The 24,860-nt window shown below is 58.9% G+C and carries 27 protein-coding genes; 9 read left to right on the top strand and 18 right to left on the bottom strand.

The genetic code is table 11. The features are described from left to right. Nucleotides 1-98: 98 nt before the first annotated feature. A complete protein-coding gene (locus tag DLM45_RS09725) occupies nt 99-1,298 on the bottom strand; it encodes an alpha/beta fold hydrolase (RefSeq protein ID WP_181336925.1) in 1,200 nt (399 codons plus the stop codon). A 260-nt stretch (nt 1,299-1,558) separates the two neighbouring features. Here DLM45_RS09725 and DLM45_RS09720 point away from each other — a divergent pair, with 260 nt between their 5' ends. Next, nucleotides 1,559-2,089 carry a hypothetical protein gene (locus DLM45_RS09720; RefSeq protein ID WP_181336924.1) on the top strand — a complete coding sequence of 177 codons (531 nt, stop codon included), beginning with the start codon at nt 1,559-1,561 and terminating at the stop codon, nt 2,087-2,089. On the opposite strand, the gene DLM45_RS09715 is transcribed toward DLM45_RS09720, so the two are convergent. Beyond that, the gene (locus DLM45_RS09715; protein ID WP_181336923.1) at nt 2,072-2,563 is read right to left on the bottom strand and encodes a hypothetical protein; all 492 of its coding nucleotides are present in this window, start codon (nt 2,561-2,563) and stop codon (nt 2,072-2,074) included. The two genes, DLM45_RS09720 and DLM45_RS09715, sit on opposite strands and share 18 nt — an antisense overlap. 225 nt (nt 2,564-2,788) lie before the next feature. After that, the gene (gene gdhA / locus DLM45_RS09710) at nt 2,789-4,129 is read right to left on the bottom strand and encodes an NADP-specific glutamate dehydrogenase (protein WP_181336922.1); all 1,341 of its coding nucleotides are present in this window, start codon (nt 4,127-4,129) and stop codon (nt 2,789-2,791) included. 464 nt (nt 4,130-4,593) lie between these two features. On the opposite strand from gdhA, the gene DLM45_RS09705 reads away from it, so the two are divergent. Beyond that, entirely contained in the window at nt 4,594-4,797 is a 204-nt protein-coding gene (locus DLM45_RS09705) for a hypothetical protein (RefSeq protein ID WP_181336921.1), read from the top strand. Between the two features lie 125 nt (nt 4,798-4,922). Here the strand turns inward: DLM45_RS09705 and DLM45_RS09700 are convergent, their stop codons facing one another. The 3 genes from DLM45_RS09700 to DLM45_RS09690 form a co-directional block, all read right to left on the bottom strand. Next, complete coding sequence (locus DLM45_RS09700; RefSeq protein WP_181336920.1) at nt 4,923-5,078, bottom strand: DUF3309 family protein; 156 nt, start codon at nt 5,076-5,078, stop codon at nt 4,923-4,925. An 11-nt stretch (nt 5,079-5,089) separates the two neighbouring features. Continuing rightward, nucleotides 5,090-5,983: a hypothetical protein gene (locus DLM45_RS09695; protein ID WP_181336919.1), complete on the bottom strand. Its 894-nt coding sequence runs from the start codon at nt 5,981-5,983 to the stop codon at nt 5,090-5,092. Nucleotides 5,984-6,392: 409 nt separating this feature from the next. After that, a complete protein-coding gene (locus DLM45_RS09690; RefSeq protein WP_181336918.1) occupies nt 6,393-6,995 on the bottom strand; it encodes a hypothetical protein in 603 nt (200 codons plus the stop codon). A gap of 170 nt (nt 6,996-7,165) precedes the next feature. Here DLM45_RS09690 and DLM45_RS09685 point away from each other — a divergent pair, with 170 nt between their 5' ends. Next, a complete protein-coding gene (locus DLM45_RS09685) occupies nt 7,166-7,522 on the top strand; it encodes a tRNA-binding protein (RefSeq protein WP_181336917.1) in 357 nt (118 codons plus the stop codon). Between the two features lie 25 nt (nt 7,523-7,547). Here DLM45_RS09685 and DLM45_RS09680 read toward each other — a convergent pair whose 3' ends face one another. The 9 genes from DLM45_RS09680 to DLM45_RS09640 form a co-directional block, all read right to left on the bottom strand. After that, nucleotides 7,548-7,832, bottom strand: coding sequence for a hypothetical protein (locus DLM45_RS09680; protein ID WP_246317274.1), 285 nt, complete (start codon nt 7,830-7,832; stop codon nt 7,548-7,550). A gap of 171 nt (nt 7,833-8,003) precedes the next feature. Beyond that, nucleotides 8,004-8,654 carry a pentapeptide repeat-containing protein gene (locus DLM45_RS09675; protein WP_343062283.1) on the bottom strand — a complete coding sequence of 217 codons (651 nt, stop codon included), beginning with the start codon at nt 8,652-8,654 and terminating at the stop codon, nt 8,004-8,006. Nucleotides 8,655-8,938: 284 nt separating this feature from the next. Continuing rightward, complete coding sequence (locus tag DLM45_RS09670; RefSeq protein ID WP_181336915.1) at nt 8,939-10,600, bottom strand: phosphoethanolamine--lipid A transferase; 1,662 nt, start codon at nt 10,598-10,600, stop codon at nt 8,939-8,941. 97 nt (nt 10,601-10,697) lie between these two features. Next, complete coding sequence (locus DLM45_RS09665; protein ID WP_181336914.1) at nt 10,698-11,468, bottom strand: N-acetylmuramoyl-L-alanine amidase; 771 nt, start codon at nt 11,466-11,468, stop codon at nt 10,698-10,700. Then, nucleotides 11,465-12,190, bottom strand: coding sequence for a J domain-containing protein (locus tag DLM45_RS09660; protein WP_181336913.1), 726 nt, complete (start codon nt 12,188-12,190; stop codon nt 11,465-11,467). Before DLM45_RS09660 ends, DLM45_RS09665 begins: the two co-directional genes overlap by 4 nt. Nucleotides 12,191-12,435: 245 nt before the next feature. After that, nucleotides 12,436-12,864, bottom strand: a complete 429-nt coding sequence (locus tag DLM45_RS09655; RefSeq protein WP_181336912.1) for a DUF2852 domain-containing protein — start codon at nt 12,862-12,864, stop codon at nt 12,436-12,438. A gap of 157 nt (nt 12,865-13,021) precedes the next feature. Then, nucleotides 13,022-13,669 carry a TetR/AcrR family transcriptional regulator gene (locus tag DLM45_RS09650; protein WP_181336911.1) on the bottom strand — a complete coding sequence of 216 codons (648 nt, stop codon included), beginning with the start codon at nt 13,667-13,669 and terminating at the stop codon, nt 13,022-13,024. A 115-nt stretch (nt 13,670-13,784) separates the two neighbouring features. Beyond that, nucleotides 13,785-14,471: an extensin-like domain-containing protein gene (locus DLM45_RS09645; protein WP_181336910.1), complete on the bottom strand. Its 687-nt coding sequence runs from the start codon at nt 14,469-14,471 to the stop codon at nt 13,785-13,787. A gap of 379 nt (nt 14,472-14,850) precedes the next feature. Next, entirely contained in the window at nt 14,851-15,609 is a 759-nt protein-coding gene (locus tag DLM45_RS09640) for an alpha/beta fold hydrolase (RefSeq protein WP_181336909.1), read from the bottom strand. 99 nt (nt 15,610-15,708) lie between these two features. Between DLM45_RS09640 and DLM45_RS09635 the strand changes: the two genes are divergently transcribed. From DLM45_RS09635 to DLM45_RS09620, 4 genes are read left to right on the top strand one after another with little or no spacing between them, the layout of a single operon-like run. Next, nucleotides 15,709-15,945 carry a zinc-finger domain-containing protein gene (locus DLM45_RS09635; protein ID WP_181336908.1) on the top strand — a complete coding sequence of 79 codons (237 nt, stop codon included), beginning with the start codon at nt 15,709-15,711 and terminating at the stop codon, nt 15,943-15,945. 48 nt (nt 15,946-15,993) lie between these two features. Beyond that, complete coding sequence (locus tag DLM45_RS09630) at nt 15,994-17,178, top strand: FAD-dependent monooxygenase (protein ID WP_181336907.1); 1,185 nt, start codon at nt 15,994-15,996, stop codon at nt 17,176-17,178. After that, nucleotides 17,172-17,618, top strand: a complete 447-nt coding sequence (locus DLM45_RS09625) for an NUDIX domain-containing protein (RefSeq protein WP_181336906.1) — start codon at nt 17,172-17,174, stop codon at nt 17,616-17,618. The genes DLM45_RS09630 and DLM45_RS09625 overlap by 7 nt, the downstream gene beginning before the upstream one ends. A gap of 6 nt (nt 17,619-17,624) precedes the next feature. Then, nucleotides 17,625-18,299, top strand: a complete 675-nt coding sequence (locus DLM45_RS09620; protein ID WP_181336905.1) for a MarC family protein — start codon at nt 17,625-17,627, stop codon at nt 18,297-18,299. 23 nt (nt 18,300-18,322) lie between these two features. Here DLM45_RS09620 and DLM45_RS09615 read toward each other — a convergent pair whose 3' ends face one another. Further along, on the bottom strand, nt 18,323-20,011 hold the full coding sequence (locus DLM45_RS09615) for a L,D-transpeptidase family protein (RefSeq protein WP_181336904.1): 1,689 nt from the start codon (nt 20,009-20,011) through the stop codon (nt 18,323-18,325). Between the two features lie 335 nt (nt 20,012-20,346). Between DLM45_RS09615 and DLM45_RS09610 the strand changes: the two genes are divergently transcribed. Next, entirely contained in the window at nt 20,347-21,222 is an 876-nt protein-coding gene (locus tag DLM45_RS09610) for an aldo/keto reductase (RefSeq protein WP_181336903.1), read from the top strand. Nucleotide 21,223: 1 nt separating this feature from the next. Here the strand turns inward: DLM45_RS09610 and DLM45_RS09605 are convergent, their stop codons facing one another. Continuing rightward, nucleotides 21,224-23,200, bottom strand: a complete 1,977-nt coding sequence (locus DLM45_RS09605; RefSeq protein WP_181336902.1) for an MDR family MFS transporter — start codon at nt 23,198-23,200, stop codon at nt 21,224-21,226. Between the two features lie 246 nt (nt 23,201-23,446). On the opposite strand from DLM45_RS09605, the gene DLM45_RS09600 reads away from it, so the two are divergent. Beyond that, a complete protein-coding gene (locus tag DLM45_RS09600) occupies nt 23,447-24,505 on the top strand; it encodes a D-alanyl-D-alanine carboxypeptidase family protein (RefSeq protein ID WP_181336901.1) in 1,059 nt (352 codons plus the stop codon). A 12-nt stretch (nt 24,506-24,517) separates the two neighbouring features. Here the strand turns inward: DLM45_RS09600 and DLM45_RS09595 are convergent, their stop codons facing one another. Beyond that, on the bottom strand, nt 24,518-24,826 hold the full coding sequence (locus DLM45_RS09595; protein WP_181336900.1) for a hypothetical protein: 309 nt from the start codon (nt 24,824-24,826) through the stop codon (nt 24,518-24,520). Nucleotides 24,827-24,860: the final 34 nt, after the last annotated feature.

Genomic DNA, 24,860 nt, shown 5'->3' with positions numbered 1-24,860 from the left:
AATAATCCAGAAAATAGAACGGCACGCAGCAACTTGGGTTGCCGTAAAAAATGGTGCCGCGCAGCGCGTTTGCCGAATTCGCTTTTTACAACATCGACTTAAGGCGAGTCGCAGCCACTTGTTGCAGGTTGTCCCGCGAACCTTTCGGACAGCCAGCTAATGGCCTCGCGCGAAGTCTTGACCGCAATCATTCCATGACCAACGCCCGGAACCGTTAGCATCTGCACGCGGCTTCCTGCGGCGCAGAGCTTTCGCATGTAGTCCCGCGTGACAGCGGGGCGGATGGTGTCGTCCGTGGATCCTTGGATGAGAAACACGGGGATGTTCGAGGGCAACGTGCCGATCGTGTTCTCCGCCAGCAGCGATTGCCATGGCTCCCGCTTGGTCAAATTTTTAACGAGGAGAAAGCGGCGCTCCAGATTTTCTCCCGCGCGGCGCCTCGGCATAACGTCAATGAGGGATTCCAGGCAAACATTGGCGAGACGATCAATGACGGCGATCGCTTCTGGATCGACGACGCCCGTGAGCGGGGCATTGAAAACGCGTGACCAGGACCACAAGGTCATGGCGAGCAAGTTCTTCCCGCCCGGCGTGGCGAGGTCATCATCCAACAACGTACCGAGTTCTGTCGCGGGCGCCGCGGCCGCTATACCGGTGATTTCGAGCTCCTGCGCATAGCTCTTTGCGAGCAAGCCTGCATAGAGAACCGCCTGACCACCCTGCGAATGCCCCCATAACGCAGTGCGATGGATCGTACCCGTTTGCGCCACCGCGCGCGCAGCACGGATTGAATCGAGCACAGCGTAACCCTCGCTTTTCCCAACGAGATAGGGATGCGGACCGGGCGTGCCGAGACCGGGATAGTCGGTCGCGGCAACGATGTAGCCGTGATCCAGCATATCGCGCAGACCCTGGATCTGTTGAAACTTGAACAGAGCAAGCGATGGGGCGCAGTGCGGGACAATGCCCGATGTCGGATGGGCCCAAGCGATCACCTTCCGTCCGCCAACCGGTTCCGGCGTTGTCGGGATGATGATCAAACCCGATACAGCAATTGGCTGCCCATCGAAGCTCGTTGAGCGATACAGCACGCGATACGCGAGGGAATCGGACGGCGCGCCCGAAACAGACTCTTGGCGAATAATCGTTCCCGGCTTGCCAATGAGATCACTTGCGGACGCATCATAGAACGGCATCTGCGCGTTCGCAGGTACCGCGAATACACTGGCGATCAGCGCGGCGAAGCCGATGTGCCAAAGGAGCGATGCGAAAATCGTGCGAGCAAAATTTCCGATCATGCCAATCTTTCCCAGTCCGGATTGTCCCATTCCCAGCGCGATGCCGACGTCGGCCAATATCAACGACAGCAGATGGATGCGAAGGCAAGCTGCTCAATCCAGTCCGCTCGCAAACTTGTGTCCGCGCTCCACTGCCATTCGACGTCAAGCGAAGCTATTGTAGTCCCGACCAATCTTCCAACCCGGTCGGGAAAGCGCAAGTCTGCGGCGCGTGAAGCTGCGCGCCTTTCCTGAAAATCAAAAAAAGCGAGCCGTATTTGATGAACGACCCTGCCTATGCCAAGTCTATGATGCTACTCTTGGCCGGTATCGCAGTCGCGACCCTCACAGTCATTTTCGTAGCGCCTTCGTTTTATCAGACGTCCACATCCGAAACCGCCGCGCCGCAAAAAGAAGCGTCTGCAGCATCGCCCGCTGCTGCAAAACCATCCATGACGTGTTGGTTCCACGACTTCACACGCGCAACCATCGTTGTGCGCTTCGACTTCGACGTTGCGGTTCCAAAGGATGCGCCGCCCCGCTTTATGCAAACAGCACAAGCTGAACGCGACGGAACTGAAAAGATCTTCGAAGCCGATGATCGCCCGAATTGGCAGTACTCCCTCGATGAAGACGACGCGCCGGTGATCACGTCACCGGACGGCGCGACGCGCATCGTTCTCTACGGTCTGGACCTCAACGCCAAAAAGGCGGTGTTTCTGGAGACGGGACTTCGAAGCAATGAATACCGCAACCTCGGCGGAAGGTGCCGCCAAGCCAATCTCGGCGGCGCTTCAGATCTCAGCCCGTAAGCTGCGCTCGATAATGCGCGCCACCGGATCTTCGACGAGAAATTTGGACGTCTTGGTCGTGCGCTTTATCCAACCCGCAACAGCCGGCGCGCGAGCAAGGACCGGAGGTGGCCGCCGCGCGACTTCAGGCTGCGCCGGCGGAACGGGATCCAGTGGCGGCTCAGCAGCCACGACCTGAATCTCCTCGAACTCTTCCGATGCCAAATGCTGAGCGAGATCCATTCTCTGCGCCATCGCGAAAGCGGCGGCTTCGCTATCGAGCTCCGTGCTGGCGACGATAATCGGCTTTCTCGCCTTGGGCCGCCACATTGCAATCCGGTGGGCACGCTCAAGGCCGATATCGACACGCGAAACGGGGCGCTCGCTGCTGGTCTCAGCCTCGGCCACGCTCTTGACGACCGCAACGCCAAGCGCCTCGACTGACACCGCAATGATAGCAATCAATGAAAATACGCCGCCGAAATAGGCGGACACCGGGGCAATTCTCAAATGACGCAACACCACAACAACAAATCCCGATCACCTAACCGGGAGAACCCCAGCCGACGAAGCGCGGTTCCATATACGAATTGATGGGGCTTTAGCCTGAACTGAACGTCGTGCTGGTAAATATAATCCGAAATCAATTCATTAAACGGCTGATTTTAGCGCCGAAGTGGTGCGGCATACCCCATTTTGGGGATGCCGCACCGTTAAATATTATACCACGCCCATCGCCTGCATGGCTTCCGCCACCCGGATGAACCCGGTGACGTTCGCGCCGAGAACATAGTTACCGGGCGAACCATATTCGTCCGCCGTCTGCGCGCAGTTGTCGTGAATGCTGTGCATGATCGTGCGCAGCTTCTCTTCAGTCGTCTCGAAGCTCCAGGAATCACGCGACGCGTTCTGCTGCATTTCGAGTGCGCTGGTCGCAACGCCACCGGCGTTCGTAGCCTTGCCTGGTCCGAACAGAACGTTGGCGTCGATGAACGTACGCACGGCTTCTGGCGTGCACGGCATATTCGCACCTTCGCCAACTGCCAGAACGCCGTTCCTCACCAGCGTCTTCGCATCCGCTCCGGTCAGCTCATTCTGCGTAGCAGATGGCATCGCAACGTCGGCCGGAACATCCCAGATGCGCCCGTTCGGAACGTACGTCGCACCCTTGCGCGCCATGGCGTAATCGGAAACCCGGCCGCGCTTGCGCTCCTTGATCTCCTTCAGCAACGCAAGATCGATACCGCTCTCTTCCACGACATAGCCGTTGGAATCCGAGCATGCGATCACGCGACCGCCGAGCTTCTGCACCTTCTCGATGGTGTAGATTGCAACATTGCCAGCGCCCGAAACGATAACCTTCTTGCCATCGAACTGAGTGCTGCGACGGCGCAGCATACGCTCGACGAAGTAGACCGCACCGTAGCCGGTCGCTTCCGTGCGCACGCGCGACCCGCCCCATGTCAGGCCCTTGCCCGTAAGCACGCCCGACTCGTACCGGTTCGTCATGCGCTTGTATTGACCGAACATGTATCCGATCTCGCGCCCGCCAACGCCGATGTCACCCGCGGGAACGTCGGTGTATTCGCCGAGATGACGCCCGAGCTCCGTCATGAACGACTGACAGAACCGCATGATCTCCGCATCCGAGCGACCCTTGGGATCGAAATCAGAACCGCCCTTGCCGCCACCGATCGGCATACCGGTCAGTGCGTTCTTGAACGTCTGCTCGAAGCCAAGGAACTTGATCGTGCCAAGCAGCACGCTCGGATGGAAACGAAGCCCGCCTTTGTAGGGGCCGAGCGCGGAATTGAACTGAACGCGAAAACCGCGATTGATCTGAACCTGGCCTCTGTCGTCCACCCACGGAACGCGGAAAATGATCTGTCGCTCAGGTTCGCAGATCCGCTCGATCAGCGCGTTCTCAGCGTAGTGGGGGTGCTTGGCAATAACCGCACCCAAGCTGTCCAGAACTTCGTGGACCGCCTGATGGAATTCCTCTTCACCAGCATTGCGGCGCAGAACGTCTGCGTAGATCGGCTCCAACTTTTCATCCAGCATTCGCTTCATCCCAGGCATCACTGTTTTGTTGCTATTGAATCGCGCCTAAACACACGCCGCCGAAGCCTCGTGACAGCAGGATCGTCACGACGGTTCGCCCGCAAATCATTCAAAAGTGCGAAAGATTTAGGCTATCCGGAAGGGAGCAAAGGTGCTTCGCAGCCCACAAATAGAGCTTTTGCCTGAATTTCAAGCACCACACCCCACATTGGCGCTCGCCTATCGTCGCACCGTTCAATTCGCTCCCTGAATTGTCTTAACGGCCACAACTTCCGGCCGACAGCGGGCGGGGACACAGCCTCCCTCCGCTAAACCAGCCGTACCCGGCCAGCATCGGATCGAATCCAGTGCATTGCAGCAAAGAAGCGAGCCCCCTGGAGAGCCGAACAATTACCCCCTGACGCGGGGAACGGTGATCGACGTGCCGGGTTCAGTTCGGCAGAGGCCTAAAGATTGGAACGACAATGGACGGCGTTGGCTACCATTCCGACGAACTGAAATCATTTCATCGAATTCTCGGCGCGGCGATCTCCGAAGCTAAAATTCGGGGCCTGGAAAATCCGGTCGCCGAAATGACCCGTCGACTGTTCGCGGCCCTCGATGACGGCGAGCGCGACCCAAAGAAACTCAAAGCGATCGTCTTGGCGGGAACACCTGCTGAGCGGTGACGATTGCGACACAACTGTTCTCCCATCGAAATCGCACAGAGCTCCTTTTCTCCTGACAACAACCGCAAACAAAAAAGTCCTCGCTGAAACCGGCAGGGACTTTTCCAATGGGATTCGGAATTTCTTCAGAACCGGCCGAGCAGCGCCATGACGATGAGCAACAACAGCGCGACGGAAACGATGCCCGAGGGCCCATAGCCCCAATCGCGGCTATAATTCCAAGTTGGCAGCGCACCAATGAGTGCCAGCACAATGATGATGAGGAGTACGGTAGATAGCATGCTCTACTCCATTAAATGGGTGATCGTTGATCCCGGTGCTGTCCGCCAATTACGGCGGCGTACCAGGACGAGATGGCGGCAAGCAGCGTGATGATCGCGGCCCAGATAGCGGCCGAAGCTGCAGCCTTCCGTGCAGTGTCTGCGGCTTCCTTCGCTGCCGTTTCCGCTTTTACGTATGCAGCGCGGGTGTCATCGACCAACTGATCGACCCGTACCTTCGCATCCGCCTCGCTCAGACCGGTATGCCGCGCAACGACAGCCTGCACATACGCGCGGTCATCATTGGAAATCGCGCCAGATGCCAGACTTCGCGCCAATACCAGCGTCAACTCCGGCTTCACGTTCGTCGTATCCGCAGGCTGCGCGGATGCAGTCGGACCAGGACGAATGGCGCGATCGATGTAGTAATCGAAAAAGGCTTGGCCTTGTCCGCTCGACGTCTTCACTGCTTCCGCGATCGTTGGTCCAGCGACTGCAGATGCAGCGTCGACCGCTTTATTGACGGCCGATCCTAAGAGACTGCCAGCGAGAAGCACGGAAGCGGCAACGCCTACACCCCAAACAATCAGGCCATTGAAACCATCACGGATCGAGCGTTCATCTAGCGAAGCATCCAGCGCAGTCGTTCGCAAACGGCCGACCGAGTATCCGCCAATCGCCGCCGCATAAAGCGTGCTGAGCGTGAACCAGGCTGCGGCCGCGAGACCAAGGCTCTTCGCAGATGGCGCGCCGGTCCAAGGAGAAATCACGGCAAATCCAAGCGCTGCGCCCGCTGCGGAAAAAATGAGCGCGCTTGCCGTCGCAATAAGGGCCGCTCCGAAGATCGCGGCCCAATCAACATGCTTTTGCGCCGTCGGCGCTTCCGTTACGGCTATGACGTCTTCGGTCAAACTACTTATGGCCATTTAAATGCTCCAATATCGATCGTGGAAATCCGTGATCTCGGCTAGGCCGATCGCCGATTGGCTTAGCGGCCGGTGCATTCGAACAGCGCGCGCATCCGCGTTTTAGTTCCGTCGATCTGCGCGATCATGCTGACCGTCGACACTCTTCGCATCGCCATCCTCGCGGGGGAGCGGTAACCCTTCGCGTCGAGCGACGTGATCCTCCTTCTCTGCTTCGGCTCTTTCTATTGGCGTTGGAGTGCGGGATTGGCGCGACTTCGATTTGTCAGGCCCATTCTCAGTTTCCTTCGGCCTGCGCGGTGTATCGCGATCTTTGTCCATTACTCATATCCTGTGTTTATTCTCGCCTTCGCATCGCAAGCACACGCAAAGCGCTCGCGCAAATCGGGATGGAACGCCTGTTGGCGCATTAGCTTCCGCCGCCACCACCGCCACCGCCCGATGATCCACCACCGGCGGATCCTGACGACGCGCCGCTCGAACCCGTAGATCCAGAACTCGGCGACGATCCAATCGAACTCGAGCTACCGGTGGAAGGCGTTGCGCTTGGCGATGTCGATGTGGAGGAGCCGCTTACGCCGGAATTCGAAGCCCCGCTTTCACCCGTACTGGTGCCACTGCTCGAAGGTGCGCCACGAATGACTGAATTGTAGGACGTACCTCGTCCGTCCTGCGGCGCGTTCGCATCGGGATTTTCGCGAGCCCGCGCGCTCTGACCTTCGTCGATTTGCAAGCGTTGACGACTAGGTGCAGCGGGATCGATGCGGTTACGGCCAACCGTCGACGTGGGATTTCCCGGCGCTTCGGTTGAAGGATTTTCTTGATCCGTTTTCTGCTGAGCGGGCTCGGTGGAATACTGCCGCTGCGCTCTCTGCTGAATCTGCATGCTTTCAGGCAGCGTCTTATCGATGCTCGTATTCGGCGTGGTCGTGTTCGGCGTATTCGTATTTTGCGCGAAGGAAGCCGTAGCAAATAAAACGGCAACCGCTGACGTACCGAGAAGCAATTTCATCGGCGTTCTCCTCGTTCTGTATTTTGGAGAACAACGTGGCGTGCGCTGCGAGGGTTCCTACGGAACTAATTTACGAGCCCCACAAGGCCAGCATTCATCGTAAATGTAGACTTTCGGAACGAAAACGCGCCATCAATCACCCATCCACGCAACCAACGGCATGAGAGACAATGACAGCCCCCACGATCCAGCCCTTGGCGACATTCGATGATTTTCTGAAGCTCGATATTCGGATCGGCACCATCGTCGCGGCCGAACCTTTTCCCGAGGCACGCAAACCAGCATTCAAACTGACGATCGATTTTGGCAAAGCTCTGGGCAAGAAGCGCTCATCCGCGCAGCTCACACGTCACTACACTCCGGAAACACTGATCGGCCGACAGGTCATAGCCGTCGTCAATTTTCCGCCTCGGCAGATCGGCCCGTTCATGTCGGAAGTGCTGACGCTCGGCGTGCCAGACGCAAATGGCGAGGTCGTGCTTCTGGAACCAGAGCACGGCGTGCCGGATGGTGGTCGGCTTTACTGATTCGATCGCGATCGCAGCAAACTAACTAGCGGCCGCGCATATGCTCGGCGCGACGCGCAGCAACCTCGGCCTCTGTCACTTCACCCGCCGAGATGAGTGCTTGCAGGCAGCGCGGCGACAATCTCTCGCCCGCCGCGCGCATGCACTGACGAACCTCTGCACTGTCGGAAGGAAATCGGCTGCAATGGGCGCGGTAATCGCTCGAACACGCGAGCTTCACCCGCAAGCTGACCGCTTGCGACGGCACGGCGCTCAGGCCCATCAGCATGGCGAGCCCAACGGCGAACGCAATTCTCGTTGTCGGAGGCAATGGCATATCTCTCAGCATAGGCATGCAGCACCGCGTGTGAATGGGAGTTGTTAACATACTGACAATAAATGGTTTAATAAAACCTACCAAGATTTGCCGCTTTGGCGAAGTGCAAAGTGTCGCCCTACCGCAAATACTGACAAATACTTCAATCCCCAAGACGACTTATGGTCAATGAATGGCTCTGTCGCGGTTGATTGCTTGATCTAGCCCTTTCGCCTGATCGAAGCCTTTCGCTCCAACAAAACTCGCGCCGTCGAGATCGGCTCCCGCAAAATTCGCCCCCGAAACGTCGGCGCCCGCGAAATCAGCGCGCGACAGATCGGCATCCTCGAAGTTCGCGCCGGTCAGATCTGCTCCGACGAATTTCGCAAACCACATCACCACGCGCTGCATCTGGGCGCCGTGCAGGTTTGCGCCGGAGAAATCGCAATACTTGAGAATGTTTCGATAGGCCGTCACCATCGTGCCCTGACCGGCGCGCACTTCAAGCGGAGCGAAATCAGCACCGGCCAGATTAGCGCCCCGGAAGTCCGATCCTGAGAGCTCCGCCTGAACATGGACGTTCGACAAATTCGCTCCGGCAAAGTTCGGCGCATCGAGCGTATTGCTAGAGAGATCGGAATAGATCGTCGGGCGGAAAATCGTTGCACCGGTAAGGTTTGCCTCCGACAGGTTGGCTCGGATCAGCACCGCGCGATCAAGACGCGTATGCGAAAGATCGGCACCCGAAAGATTGGCTCCGGTAAAGTCTGCCCCATAGAAATCCGAACGCGCGAGATTGGCGCGCTTGAAGTCGAGATCGGAAAGATCGAGATACACCAGGAACTTCCCTGAAATATCAGGGCGATGCCCGGGCTTTGCCCGATGCAGCAAACTTGTGATTGCGTGCGCGCTAATTTCAGCAGTTTGAGAAACGGGCTCCGTCGCCTCCGCGGCGATAGCCCCCGCTGGCACTCCTAAAAGCGCACTGAGGCAAAAAGCAATTCCGAGCGTACGCACCGAGTTCGAAACCATCAAAGCCTCGCGATCACCGCATCATGCACCGGACCGCTTACCCGGCGCTACCCATCCACGGCGGCGGCGCAAAATTTCGGCCCTCAGAACTATTTTTGTACGCTGCCCACGGGCTGCAAGGCCTGGACCTGCCGTGTCCGGCATCCGGCAAAGAAATCGAGCTTCGGATCATAGACTTTGCTCGCGACATGCATGATCCCGAGAACCGAATGAAACAGATTGTCGTGGCTCACTTTCTCGCCGGAATGTCCGATCAGGCAATTGTTGTCGATCCCGGCCGACGTACGCATCGATGGCGTTAACCAGACCATCATCGGCACATGGATCTGCGCCTCCGGCGCGATCGCATAGGGCATGCCGTGAAGGTACATATTGCGCTCGCCCAAGCTCTCCCCATGATCGGAAACGAAGAGCATCCCCGCATCGACGCCGTGGCTCTCCGCCTTCCCCAATATCCCGATCAGCTGAGCAAGAACGTGGTCCGTGTAGACCAGCGTATTGTCGTAAGCGTTCACGATGTGCTGCAGATCGCAACGGCTGAACTGCACGTCCTTGCAAACCGGCTTGAATTTTTCAAATGCCTCCGGATACCGCTTCCAATACGCGGGGCCGTGGCTTCCCATCATGTGCAGAACGATAACTGTATCGCGATCGAGAGATGCGATCTGCGCCTCGAGTCCGTTGAGCAGAACGCCATCGTAATTCTGCGTACTCGGATAGAACGTGGGGACTTTCTGCCCCGTGAGAAACTCGTAAGGAACCCGCGCACAAACGCCTTTGCATCCAGCTTGATTATCGCGCCAGCGCACGTCGATCCCGGTACGCTTCAGAATGTCGAGCAGGTTTTCCTTACGTTCCGCCGCATCGTTGGAGAAATGCTCGCGGCCAAGCCCCGAAAACATGCACGGCACGGACTGCGCCGTATCCGTCCCGCATGAGTAAGCCTTGGGGTAATTGACGAGGCCTGGAACTTTCGCGAGCTCAGGATTGGTCTCAGGTTCATATCCGTTGAGCGAAAAGTGATCCGCTCGCGCCGTTTCTCCAACAACGATGACGAATAGAGATTTCCGCCGGTCGCTGGATTTCCAGGCCGCGCGATGCGCATCCTCACCAAACGCCGCAACTTTTGTCAGCGGCTTGCGATCTTTATGCCGAGCATAATGCACCAACGCTGAAACGTAGTTGAGAGGCACAAGCGTCAACCGAAGCTCGCGATGCGTACGGAACACGGACAGGTAGTCGCCCCACGCGGGAAACACCGTCAGCATCAACAATGCGAGCGACGTCAACCCGAACCTCAGCTTCCCCAGCACTTCGTCCTTGAAGCTTCGCTCCGTCCAAGGAACGAAACAAAAGAGAACAGCCGGAAGGATGCCAAGAAGGACGACGTAGGCAATCAGCTTAAACGTCAGAAGGTCGCTCGCCTCACGCACGTCCGTCTCGAACACATTGCGAACCATATGGACGTCGATAAACAGTCCGAATTCATTCATGAAATAGTTCGCAGCCGCAGAAATGGGCAGCAAAAGGAGTATCGCGATGCGGACGATCGGCTTCACCGAAATGATCAGCAAAGCGATGTAAATTATGAGAACGAGAGCAACGCCAACGCACGCGAAGAACAGCCAGTCGCTCGGGTCTTGCGGCGGAAGGACCGAATAAAAGCGCGACCAAAACGGCTGATTGAGAATGATGCCGAGCCACGCAGCAACCGGCAGCAACAGGATCTCTGGCGTACGAGGTTTAAACACAGAAGATCCTGAGCCTGAGGCAACCGACCCGCAAACCGAGTTGCGGCGTCCACCGATGGATTAGTCCGTGGCATCAATCTCAGGAGGCGACACTCCGTCAAGCGGCGACTTGACCGCGGACACGCTGAATCAGCCGTTCCAGTGTCAATTCGGTCGAATGGTCGAGCCGTCCATCCACACGCGCGGGGCGGAAGTGAAGCTGGAAGGCTTGCAAGACCTTCGTTGTCTGTTCGTCGACTTCACCGTTGATGGGTACGTTGTAACCGTACTCCGCGAGCAAACGCTGCGCTCGCTCAACTCGTGCGTCTTGATCGCCGGGTCCTAGACCCACATCTTCATCGCAGATGTCGACGGGCCGAACCCAGAATCCAACACCAGCCTTCGCGAGATAAGCCCAGTCAAACTTTTCACCCGGATCGATCTTGCGTCCAGGCGCAACGTCCGAATGCGCCAACACACCATCCGGCGCTATCCCGTGACGTTGCACAATGTCCTTCGCCAACGCGATCACGGCATCGAGCTGAGGAACAGGAAAATCGGGATAGCCGTGCTCATGCCCGGGGTTCTGAATCTCGATTCCGATCGAACGCGAGTTGACGTCCGTCTCTCCGCGCCAGAAGGAAACGCCTGCGTGCCACGCACGCTCACACTCCGGCACGAGCTGCGTAATCGTTCCATCGGTATCAATGACGTAATGACACGAGACGCCGCTCTCCTCGCGCGCAAGCCAATCGATCGCTTTCGCAGCCGACGCCATACCGGTGTAGTGGAGAATGAGCAGCGATGGCTTAGCTTCGCAGCGACGCTCTTCCGTGTTTTTCGCTGAGCACACCGCCGAAACGTGCGCACTGTCCGGAGCAAACGTCACGTGCTGGGTTCCAAGGCCCTTTCAGCCCGCTGACCGCGATCCGCGAGAATGGCCTCGTAAGCCGACGTAATCGCAGAGAGCCTGCGCTCCGCACCAGCAAGAAACTCCGGCGGCACGCCCATTGAAATCAGCGCATCGGGGTGATGGCTTTTCACAAGGTCGCGATAGCGCGCTTTGATCTCTTTGTCGGAGGCAGCGGGCGAAATATTCAAAACATCGTACGGACTATCGGCATCGATCACGAAGCCGCGACGCACACATCGGAACTCTTTTGTCGTGAGACCGAATATCTCGGCGACGCGCGCGAGATAACTGTCCTCATCCGGATGCAACACGCCGTCGGCGCTCGCGACGTGGAAGAGACATTCCAGAACGGAAATCTTGAGATCGGGTTGCCCTTCGAGCAAACGCGCGACTTGCGCAGCGTAAGCCTCATACCCGGCGACATCCTGGCTCGCGAGTTCATAAAGACGGCGCACATGCGCCTGTTCGGACGGAGGCACCGAAAACTGCCGTTCGAACGCCTGCGCTTCAATAGGCAACGAAACGCCATCGGCTTTGCTGATCTTGGCAGCAAGCGCCACAACTGCGATCGTGAAAGCGACACGGCACTGTCCATGTGCCGGCTCAAACCCGAATGCGCCCCTGAGGCGATCGAGTGCCGGACGCAGGCCGCCTTCATACGTTGCGGCAACCGCGTTTTTCAGAAATTGCCATGCCATCTCAGGAACCCGTCATTCCTGGCCAAACGGCAGCCAGAGCCAGCTTCAACCCTTCCTCGCGAAGCATAAGCGAGAGCGGTTGGAACTTCCCCTAAATTTTGCGCAACCTAGTATGGAAATGGGAAATTTCGTCTTCAAATTGCGATCGATCTACGCGGCGCCAAACCCATTCCGCCGCGCGTTTGCGCCGCCGCAACAATGAAAATGAATGAGGCGGCCCGAGAGCCGCCTCAACAAAATCGTCTTTAAACAGCCGGTGCAGCGCCGCTATCAGGCGCATCACGCCGCTCTGACATGAACTGGTCGAACTCCGACTTATCCTTGGCCTGCCGCAAACGATTGAGGAATGAGTGGAACTCGCGCTCTTCCTCTTCCAATCGCTTCAAGGTCGCCTCGCGATAGTCGTCGAACGCTTTGTTTCCGCTCGAGGCACCGCCTCTGCCGAAATTTCGGAACTCATCTTCGACCCGGTTACGCGCCCGGTCAAAACGCCCGGCCAACCGGCTTTCCCAACGTCCTCGAACACCATGCCATCCGCAGCTCATGCGCCCACTCCAAATCAAATAGGCGAGGACTGCGAGCCCAACCGGCCAAAATACGACGAAGCCCAGCACCGCTGCGAGGATCCACGCCGGCTTACCGAAATCGTCGAGTGTCTGAACCACTTGCGCCATTCGCCACCCTCTCCTTGGTTTAGGATGTAAATGTATTTTACATTCACATAAATGGAACGGCAAGAGCCGGATTCAAGAGATGGGTAAGAAAATTCCTGAAACAAATTACAAGTGAGAGCAGGCCGAGTTCGGAGGCGGAATAGCGCCGCAAGCCGACCTATGGGGCCTTTCTCCTCAAACCGAGCCCATCCAGATAGATCAGAACCGCCGCATCCAGCAGGTCATTCGGAGTCATCGGAATGGGTCGGCGCGCTTCGTCGCCGCGCGCAAACAGAGAAGCGATCCCGTGCGCTTGCGACCAGATATGCAGCGCCATCATCATCACCGGCGGACGCTTCTTGTCATCCGGCATCTTCGCAACTAGCGCCGCACATGCTTCCTTCAGAACATCGAACGCGCGCTCGCCTGCAATGTGCAGTTCCGGGAAAGCCTGAAACGAAAGCCCGGATTCGAACATCGCCGAATATTGCGCCGGAGCTTCCCGCGCAAATGCCAGATAAGCATGCCCGACACGCTCGAACGCGGCGAACGGATCCGGCGCGCCACCGTTCCAGGCTTTGCGAAGTTTCGTTTCAAATAATTCGAACGCATGCCGCGCGACGTCCGCCATCAGCGCGTCGCGATCCCGGTAATGACGATACGGAGCCGCAGGGCTGACACCCGCCGCACGCGCCGCCTCCGCGAACGTAAAACCCGACGGCCCCTTCGCCGAAATGAGTTCGAGCGCCGCCTTCATCAGGGCTTCACGAAGATTGCCATGATGATAGCCGCGCCGCGCGCCACGAGTTCCTTCGTCCCAGTCCATCGGCCGCTTCTAGAGTGCTTCCGGAAATGTGGGAACCGATTTTCCGATCGAAAGCCGGATCAAACTAGCGGATTTACGCCGCGTCTGCACGCGTCACACACCGCCAATGTGCTGACTATTTGCAGATCCTCATCGTTCCGTCGCGGCCATGGCGCGCCAGATCGAGATGGAAGTGATTGCTGTGCAGACTGTTGTAGTTCGGACCAAGCACCGTCGAAAAATAGTCGCACGAGCCATTATGCACCTGGCGCAAAAACGCCTGCTCCGCCTGCGACCCGCGCCACCCGCCTTTGACAGTCACAACGTCACCGTTCGCCAGCCGGAAGCCACCGATGTCGATAGCGTTGGCATACGCATGCTCCGAAATACGCGCACCATCGACGCTGTTCATCGGCCGGCACGAATAGGAGGCCATAACTTTCACCTCCGCCAATTCTTGCCGGAAATAATAGCGCGCCGCAGGTTTCACGACATCGCGCACCCAGCTATCGATTTGCGGAATCATGGGACAGCGCAACGACGCGGCCGGCACAAGGCTGACGCGTCCGCCATCAGCACCCGACATCTCGAACGGTTGCTCAGCGCCGCAAACGCTCGGACCGCCAAGCGCGGATCGCGCATGCACAAACGGAGAATTGCGAACGATGCCGGAGGCAAGACAGGCGCGCTCTTCAGGCGAGCGCCAGGGATCGTCTTTGACGACGAACGTCGGCCCCGTTGTCCCGCAGCCCGATAACAATGCGGGCCCCGAAATCATCAGGACGGCCAAAGAACCAAAAACGCGGATACGACGCGGAACCATGGCCTGACGCTATGTCTGGTAACGTTAACGCCGCGTTAAGCAGCGTCCCTATCGAGTCGCAAATTGTCGGATTTTTCAGGCTGATTTGCGCCGCACCCGCGGCACCAGCGCGGCGCGACCGCGGCGTTGTCGAGACGGATCTGTCCGCAAACGGACGCGTTGCCCGGCCCGTCCTATCCACGCTCTTTCAAGCGTTCACATACAACCGTCATGGGTTTGCAATCAGCCCGTCACGGCGCACCGCTATTTCCTCCGTGCTCAGACTGAGACTGAGCCCGGCTTGAACTTGTACCGCGTGCGGCCGGAATGCGCCCTCCCCGCGTCTTCGATCGGAACTGTCCCGCGTACCGATTAGAAGACGCGCGGAAGGCGATGCCGCCTAGGCGCCGCCAAAAAATTCCAGCACTGCTGCTTTGAAGGTCTTGTCGCCAACCGCGCGGTTGTGATCCCGCCCCACGATCGTGAAGGCCTCCGCGCCCGGAATGATCTTCGCGAGATCTCCCGCAGATCCGCCGATAACGTCTCCATCGCCGACAGCCACAAGAACCGGCACGGCAATAGAGCCCACCATTTCCGCTGTAATCGGCGCTCGTGCCGAACGGATGCACGCCGCCAGCGCCTTGAGATCGCTTTTCGTCTGCTCCGCGAACGCGCGGAATGTTCGCGCCGCAGGGTTCGTTACATCATCGATGCTTTCAGCCTCGAGCGCCCGCGCAATCGGTCCGGTGCCCGCGATCCCCCGCACCATGTTGATCCCAAGCCCGCCGAACACCACGCGGGCAACGCGGTCCGGGTGCCCCAACGCTAAAAACGCCGCAATGCGAGCACCCATCGAATAGCCAATGACATGCGCACGCGGAATATCGAGATGATCGAGAAGTCGGCGCGCGTCTTCGGCCATCAGCGGCGCGCCATAGTCAGTCAGCGCATAGAGCTTCTGACTGGCGCCATGTCCGCGGTTATCGAACGCAATGACGCGATACCCTGCCTTGCTGAGCCCCTCGATCCAGCCGGTATGCCCCCAGTTCGTCTCGACATTCGAGGCGAACCCGTGGATGAGAAGAACCGGCGTCTTTCCATTACCCCCGCCTGTGTCGGAAAAGGCAATATCCACACCGTCACTGTCGAAATGGTTCATGTCGTCGCTGTCTGCTGTATTGGCGGATAGCTCCTACCATCATCGCCGCGCCGACGGTATGCTAGAAGACCAATCGCGCCACTCGGAAAAGGGAAAATCATGGCCGGAGCACCCATCCCTCACTTCGCCAACGATGTCGGCGCCGAGCGCATATTCGTCGGCGTCAAGGAATTCAACTGCATGGGCGCACGCCCGCCGTTTGATCACCCGCACGTTTATCTCGACATGGGCCAGGATAGCCAAATTCTCTGTCCGTATTGCTCCACGCTCTATGTTCACGACTCCCGCCTCGCAGCAGACGAGAGCGATCCGAAGGGCAGCCTCGTCGCTGCATAGGCCCATGCAAGCGCCGATATCCCGAACCCAGCGCCGCCTCGCGTTACAATGACCGAGCAAACGAATGTCGCGATCGCTGGCGGGGGCATCGGCGGTTTGACGACGGCGCTCGCGCTCGCGAATGCAGGCATCGCGTCTAACGTTTACGAGCGCCGCCCGGCATTCCCCGAGGAAGGCGCGGGCATACAGATCGGCCCGAATGGCACGCGAATTCTCGAACAGCTCGGCGTCGCGCCCATTCTGCAACCTGCGGTCGCCACGCCGGACGTCTTGAGCGTTCGCGACGGAAAAAGTGCCAAGGAACTGACGCGGCTGCCGCTTGGCGACTGGATCGCCGCCCGCCATGGCGCGCCGTATTGGACAGCGCATCGCCGTGACGTACACGCCGCGCTTCGATCTCGCGCCGAAGCCGAACCTCTGATCTCTCTACACACTGGCGTCGAGATCGACTCTGTCTCTCGACACCGCGACGGCATCATCGCGCACGGCGCGAATGGCGAGCAAGCCACGGCTTCGCTGCTCGTCGCGGCGGACGGCCTTTGGTCCACACTGCGCCAAACATTCGTGCCGAACGCCACACCATTGCCCGTTGGAAAATCCGCATTCCGCAGCGTCATCCCGGCAACCGCATTGCCACCGGAATTGACCACCAACGCCGTCCACATCTGGCTCGCAAGCGGCGCGCACGCCGTGCACTATCCCGTCAACGCGGGACGCGACATCGCAATCGTCCTCATCGCCAAAGATTCCAATCTTGATGCAGGCTGGGACTTCGCTGCCTCCCGCGATATCGTCCAACAGAAAATCACGACGTTCGCAGTTCCTCTGCAAACGCTCGTCGCATCGGCCGCTGAATGGCGGCGCTGGCCGCTTTACACGATGCGCCCGCTGCCGCGCTTTACCGCCGAGCGCACCGTGTTCGTCGGTGACGCAGCGCATCCGATCCTTCCCTTCCTCGCTCAAGGTGCCGTCCTGGCGATGGAAGACGCAGCAACGCTTGCGGCCTGCCTCGCCGCTGCAGGCGATCGCATCGAAGACGGACTAAAATCCTACGATCTAAACCGCAGCCAGCGCATTGCACGCGTCGCTTCTGCCTCGCAACGCAACGGACGCATCTATCAGATGTCAGGCGCTACCGCAGTCGTGCGCAACGCTGTGATGGCGCATACGCCGCCACACCGTGTCATGGCCGGGTTCGATTGGCTCTACGGCTGGAGGTGCCCTCCATGCTGATACGCCTCGCATCTTACCTCTCCCGCCGCGCCGACCGCATTACACTCGGCGTGCAAGGTGTCGTGGCGGACGAAACCGGCAGCATTCTTCTCGTTCGCCATGGCTACCGTCCCGGATGGCATTTTCCCGGCGGCGGCGTCGAACGGGGCGAGACGGTCGAGACCGCGCTCGCTCGCGAACTCAATGAAGAAACCGGCGTATCGATAATCGACAGCCCGCGTCTCTTCGCGATCTACACAAACTTCGCAGCATTTCCCGGCGACCACGTCGCGCTGTTCATTATCGATCGCTGGCAGCGCGATCACATTCCAAAACCCAACGCCGAAATCGTCGAGCAACGCTTCTTCGCGCGCGACGCGCTGCCACCGGATATAACGCCTGGAGCCGCCCGACGGCTGGGGGAAATATTCGGCACGACGCAACGCACGTCAGCTTGGTAGGATGCCATGACACTCTTGAGCGCCATGATCACAAGCTTCCTCGTCGCGCTGCCCGCGCTCTTCTCGATCGTCAATCCGATCGGCGGCGCATTGATCTACAGCCAGATTACAATCAACCGCCCACAAGCAGAACGTCGGGCGCTTGCTTGGCGCGTCGCGATGTACTCGACGATCGTCATGATCACTGCGCTCTGGATCGGCGCAGGACTGATGAGCTTTTTCGGCGTTAGCATCGATGCGCTGCGGATAGCCGGCGGACTGGTCGTCGCGGCAAGCGCGTGGGGAATGCTCTACAGCCCGCAGGAAATCGAAGATCGCAAACAGGATCATGCTGCCTCTGCGTCAAGCGGAAGCGACGTCGCCTTCTTCCCGCTGACGATGCCGTTCACGACCGGTCCCGGCACCATCTCCGTCGCGATCGCTTTGAGCGCCAATCGCCCGTCAGGCGAAGCGGATGTCTTGCCGCACTTTATCGGCGCGACGGCTGCCGCAGCCGTCATCGCTGTTGTGATCGGGGTTTGTTATTCCTCTGCCGACCGGCTTGTCGCGTTGCTCGGCCCGGCGAGAGCACGCGTCCTCACGCGGCTCTCTGCGTTTCTGCTGCTCTGTATCGGCGTGCAGATTTTGCTGTCTGGCGCGCAAGGCGCAATTACCCAGACATTCGATCACTTGCGAGTATAACCGGGCGCAAACGCCCGGCCGTCTCACCAGAAATTGAAAAACGACGGCTGACGATACCGGCCGCGACGATCGTAACGATCATACCGGTCGTAGCGATCGTACCGCGCATAGGGATCATACGGATCGTCGAAGCTGTAGGACGATGGCGCAGGCTTACGCGGACGCTTCTTCAGGCCACCCTGCGGTTCGCCGCTCATCACGACAACGAACTCCGTCGCCGTGCCGGTTTCCTTGCTCAGTTCCTCATCCGAAACGATCATCGAAGAACCGGGCCAGACGTAATTCGAAATTCGCGCCTCAACCTCCGGCGGGATCGTGATACGATCGAGAGCAGCGGAGGCTGCGGCAACATTCGTCGCGGGCGGCGCATAGTTGGCCTCCACGAAACGCTTGTCCTTCTTGCTGTAACTCGTCGCGCCGCTGCCGTTGTCGGTCAGCGCAATCGAGACAACGTTCCAGCGCAGCGCTTTGCCCTGATCTTTGTAGTCAAGCGCTGAGAACACGTGCGTCCCGATAGGCAAGTCAGGATCGGCAATGGTGATCGGCGCGTCGAACACCGGTTCATTGCCCTGGCGGACATAGAGCCGTTGTGTCCTGCGGCTGATGAAGACCGAAACGGGATAGGTTTTCCATTGCGCCGCCTGCTTCGCAGCGACGGCTTTCGCACGGATGGCGTCGGCCTTCTTCCAATCTTCGGTCGCGGTCGCGAGTTCAGCGTCGGTCTTGGCGATCTCGTCCTTAAGTGCGGTCAGGTTGTCGTCCGCCTTCTTGGCAGCGGCATCCGTCTTGGCTTTCCAGGCTTCAGCGCGCTTCGTCGCCTTCTCTGTCTTGGCGGACGCTAAGCTTTTCGCGGCACGTTCAGCGGCCTTATCCGCCGAAACTTTCGCGGCCTCGGTCCGCTTCACGCGTTTCTGGAGGCGTGCCTTGGCCGTCTCTTTCGTCTTGACGGTCGCCTTCAATTCTTCAGCGAGCGGCGTAACGGAATCGGCTTCGAGCTTCTTCTCCGCCGCAATGGATTTCAGCGCTTCAAGTTGCGCGGCGCGTGCGGGCCAATGCGAGAGATCCGGATGAAAACGATCGCTCGACGACGTATCTGCCGTCGATCCATCGTTTTCATAAGAAGCAGGAACCGCCATCGCGGTTTCCACCAGCGGGTCGGGCTTCAGCAACAACGGATGCGAGATAGGCGAGGGAGCGACGTCATACTTGGAGACGACGACACGCATTCCAAGCTTCGTCAGAGGAAAGATCTGCTGTGCGAAGCTCTCCGGCAACCGGACACAGCCGTGCGACGCCGGATAGCCGGGAAGCACGCCAGCATGAAGCGCGATGCCAGACCAGGTGATGCGCTGCATGAACGGCATGGACGCATCGTCATAGAGATTTGAATAATGCTCTTCCTGCTTCTGCAGGATGCTGAACACGCCAACGGGTGTTTCATAGCCGCTCGCGCCGCTCGAAACCTTCGCGCGCACCGCGCGTCCGCTTCCGTCGTAAACTGAAATCCGCTGGTCTTTGATCGAGACGACCGCTACGGCCGCCTTGCCCGCCGTGATCGGGGAATCCACGCGATCCTGATCGTCGTCGGAAACTTCGATTGACTGGTTACGGCTCCGTGCCTCTGCCGGACCGAGCACGCTGACCGTCGCGAGACTAACGAGCGCTGCGCCGGCAACCATCCCGAAACGCGATACAACCGAACTACTAAACATTGATCTGAGCCTTGCAGAAGCCAACAGGGCGCCCGCCACACCGCGCCCAATCAAAAAATTAACGACCAATCATCAACTTGCGTTCCGCCCCGATCGTCCGCACGATGCGATTGAAAACGAAACTCACAATCAGTTCAATCGAGATTAACCGGCCTCAATGAAGCGAGAGTTAAGCAAGGCCGCCACTCAGCCTCGCCGCTCCAATTTTTCAGTCCAGCATTGTACTCATTGTCTCCCTTCCTGTTCGGGTTGTAACACCGCCTTCACCGGACCCTAAATACGCTTCGGCCAGATCTGACCGCTGGCAAGTATTAGCCTCAGAAAGGTATCGAAACATGGCGCTGACCGCAGAGACCATTGACCGTTCAGGCCACTTCTCCATCGGCGGAGATTTGACCGTTGCCCGTCTCGGGTTCGGGGCAATGCGCGTAACGGGGGCCGGAGTTTGGGGCGACCCGCCTGACCGGGCGGAATGCTTGCGCACGCTGCGCCGCCTTCCCGAACTTGGCATCAACCTGATCGATACCGCCGATTCCTACGGCCCAGGCGTCAGCGAGCGCCTGATCCGAGAAGCGCTTCACCCCTACCCCGACATGGTGATTGCCACCAAAGCCGGACTCACACGACCGAAAGCCGGAACATGGGTAGCCCTCGGCCGGCCGGAATATCTCCGCCAGCAAGTCCACATCAGTTTGCGCCGCCTGGGGCTGGAACGCATCGACCTCTGGCAGCTCCATCGGATCGACCCGAAAGTTCCGCAAGATGAGCAGTTCGGCGTCATCAAGGAGATGCAGAGCGAAGGCCTCATTCGCCACGTCGGATTGAGCCAGGTCAGCACCGCCGAAATCGAAGCAGCACAGAAATACTTCCGCGTCGTCACCGTGCAGAACCTCTATAACCTCGCAGACCGCTCGAGCGAGGGCGTGCTGGACTTCTGCGAAAAGAACGCCATCGGGTTTATCCCGTGGTACCCGCTTGCTTCCGGTGATCTCGCCAAGCCCGGCTCGAAACTGGATAGCATCGCAAAGAAGCACGGAGCGGCGCCGAGCCAGATCGCGCTTGCCTGGCTTCTCCGCCGCAGCCCGAACATGCTTCCGATCCCCGGCACGTCGAAAGTCAGCCACCTCGAAGAAAACGTAGCGGCTGCGGAGATTTCTTTGAGCGACGAAGACTTCGCGGCGTTGAACGACATCGCTAAGCCTTCGAGCTAAATCACACGGCGGGTTTTACCGGCGGGGTCCTGGCGAACGTGTTCACCAGCTCCTGCATCAGCGCCAGCACCTCGGGATGCTGCTCTGGCTTCCACTCAGACATCATGTGCCTGAGGTCGTCTTCGCGTGCCTCTAACAGACGCGCGTAGGCGACCCGTCCGTCATCGGTCAGCTCCACGATTCCATCTTCGCTCGTGCGCGCCATGCCGGAGCGTACGATGCTTTCAAAGAGCCGCGTTTTAAGATTGGGATCGGATATTCGCGCTTCGAGATCGGAGCGTTTCGCCCGCCCGCCGCGCTCTCCAATCCGCGACATCAGCCAGAACTCATCCGGCTCCAGATTGATACCCAGCCGGGTCGCCGCTTGCTGGTAGAAACGCCAGCGGTTCTTGCGCGCCGTGATGCGTTCGATGATCCGGCCAAGCTCGTGGATAGATCTTGCATCGCGCGGCATCTGCAATGGATCGTTCGGCGGATCCGACGTGATGCTGGTTCGCAGCGGCACTTCCTTGATCGCAAACGTCAAGCAGAACCCGATAAACGCCAGCGATGCGGCGGTCACGAACACCGGCCGGAGCGCTTCAACGAAGAGGTTCGTGTATGCGGCCTGCGTCGCCGCATCGAACGTTCCCAGCCGCGACGGATCATCGAGAACGACCGCAAGCTCCGGCGCCGAACTCATAATCAAGCCATGCAGCGTATACGTGAAAATTCCGCCGAACAGCGCCGCACCGACTGAACCACCGATGGAACGAAACAGCGTCGTGCCAGACGTCGCGACACCAAGCTGCTTGTAGGCGACGGCATTCTGCACAGCCATCACCAAAATCTGCATCACCATGCCGAGACCAAGTCCGAGGCACAGCATGTACATCGAGGCCGCCCTCGCTGTCGTATCGATCGTCATCATCGACAACAGCACGAGCCCGATCGTCATCAACCCCGTCCCGACAATCGGGAACATCTTATAACGCCCGATCCGGCTGATGATCTGACCGCTGGTGACTGAGCTGGCGAACACGCCCAGCATCATCGGCGTCATGTGTAAGCCCGCACTCGTCGGATCGAGCCCCTTCACCACCTGAAGATAAACAGGCATCAGCGTAATCGAACCGAACAGCGCCATCCCAACGATGAACCCAACCGCTGTCGCAATCACGAACGCCCGATTTCGGAAGAGTTCGAGCGGCAGAAGCGGATCGCTGACGCGCATTTCGACGTAAAGAAATCCAAGCAACGCCAAGAGACCAAGCGCCGAAATCGCAAACGTGCTCACCGGCGCGTCGCGTAACAACGGCGCTCCAAGACTTGTGATGATGACGATGCTGGTCAGCGCGATCGCCAGAAGTGCCGCGCCCACATAATCGATCTCGACACGCACTGGCTTGCTCTGTGGCCGGAACGATCGGTTGATGACGATTAGCGCCAGAATTCCGAACGGCAGATTGATGAGAAAAATCCAACGCCACGACAGATTGTCGACGATGAACCCGCCGATCAGCGGCCCAAGAACCGTCGAGAGCCCGAATATTCCGCCGAAAAATCCCTGATACCGTCCGCGTTCTCGCGGCGGAACGACGTCGCCGACCACCGCGATGGCGGTCACGATCAGCCCACCGCCGCCAAGACCCTGCACGATACGGAACGCGATGAGCTCTGGAAGATTCTGCGCCATGCCGCAAAGCGCTGAACCGATCAGGAATATAATGACCGCGGCCTGTAAGATGATGCGGCGCCCAAAAACATCGCCGAGCTTTCCGTAGAGCGGAACCACGACGGTCGTCGCCAGAAGATAGGCGGTTACGATCCAGGAGAGATGCGAGAGCCCACCGATGTCGCGAACGATCGTTGGCAGCGCTGTCGATACGATCGTTTGATCGAGCGACGCGAGCAGCAGAACGAGTGCCAACGCCGAGAAGATCGCGATCCGCTGCCGCATTTCCGCATGGCTGTCGTCCTGAACGCTTTCCGCAGTCATTCATTCACCGTTGAATTTCGCTGATCCGCATCACGTCAAACGCCACTTCTCGGGACATTTGAACGCGCGATTGCATAAAATTGCCAATTCGCGGAATGGCGACGAATTGCCCGACAGTGGATAATCCGGGTTCACGCGCCGCAGAAGCAACATGGATCGTTCATAACGTGCCCGTTGGCCCGGTTCGATTGGCGCTACCGCGTCGAATATGCTAGCCGAACAAAATTGAAACTACCGGAGCACTTCATGCAGGCGCGAGCGGCCGGATTCGCAACGATTATACTGACGTGGCTCGGTGGGATGGCGCCCGCCTTGGCAAATCCGACACTTCTGTTCGAACCATCTACCGGAAAAGTCCTCTATGCCGAGGACATTGACGACGTCTGGTATCCTGCCTCGCTCACCAAAATCATGACGGCCTACGTGGCCTTCCAGGCCATCAAGGAAGGCAAGCTTCGCCTCACGGACAAAATCCCCTGCTCCCTCGTCGCCACGCTCCAGCCGCCAAGCAAGGTTGGATTGAAAGTCGGTGACCAGCTAACCGTCGAGCAGGCGCTGAAAGCCATCATCATCAAATCCGCCAATGACGTAACGATCATGCTGGCAGAGGCGGTTGCAGGAAGCGAAACAGCTTTCCTTGAACGCATGAATGCCGCCGCCCAGCGCCTTGGCATGACGCGCACGCACTACAACAATACGAACGGTCTTCCTGACCCCGGCCAGCTCTCCTCCGCGCGCGACCTTGCAAAACTCGCCCGCGCGATCGTTACGGAATTTCCCGAGTACGCACACTATTGGTCGATGCCTGACATGCACATCGGCAAGCGCCGCCTTGGCAGCCATAACGCGCTGCTGCGGACGTTCCCTGGCGCCGACGGCCTGAAAACCGGCTTCACCTGCGATTCCGGCTACAACGTCATCGCCAGCGCCACGCGTGACGGACGCAAGCTCATGGCCGTGGTGCTCGGTGAATCTTCCGGCAACGAACGCGCGATCCGCTCTGCAGCGCTGCTGGAATACGGCTTCGAAATGTACGACTGGAAACAGCTCTTCAACGCCAACAACATCGACACCATGCCGATCGCGGCGGACGCGCAAGACGTGAAATCGGTGCGCACGACCGTTGCCGCCTGGAGCTGTAACGACCATCCGCGCAAGAAGGCTGGTCATAAGAAGGCTAAGGTCGCGAAGAAAAAGGGTGCAGCAGCGGCCGCTAAGGCCCCCGACGACGACGCATTTTCGACGAAGAGCGCCGTAGCGCCCACTGAGAAACCCCAAAGCAGCGCCGAAGCGAAGACAGACTAACCTCTCGCCTTGTCAGACGATGAGGTCCAGCGGACGGCCCCGGAAAATGCACCCGGGCGGCTCGACAGGATTGCCCTCGCGCGCATCGGAATCATCCTCGCCCTGCGGCGCTCCACCGGGTCGAGACTTTTGCCGAGGTCGCGTTTCAGCGCCTGGGTCACGTCCCTCATTTGAACGCCCACCCTGCTCATCACCATCTGAACCGGACTGAACGCGTTCTATTCCGGAACGGTCGGTCGCCAAGCCACCCGCCATGGACATAGCAGCCCCAAGCGACACGAACGCCGCCGCGGATATCGCTACCCGAAAAAGAAACATCATGGCCCGCGGTCTCGCTGAATGTGGGGCAAGGGCA

Source organism: Hyphomicrobium methylovorum, from assembly GCF_013626205.1.
GTDB classification, from domain to species: Bacteria; Pseudomonadota; Alphaproteobacteria; order Rhizobiales; family Hyphomicrobiaceae; genus Hyphomicrobium_B; species Hyphomicrobium_B methylovorum.
Note: the sequence above shows the minus strand (reverse complement) of the source record. Positions and strands in the feature narration are given on the sequence as shown.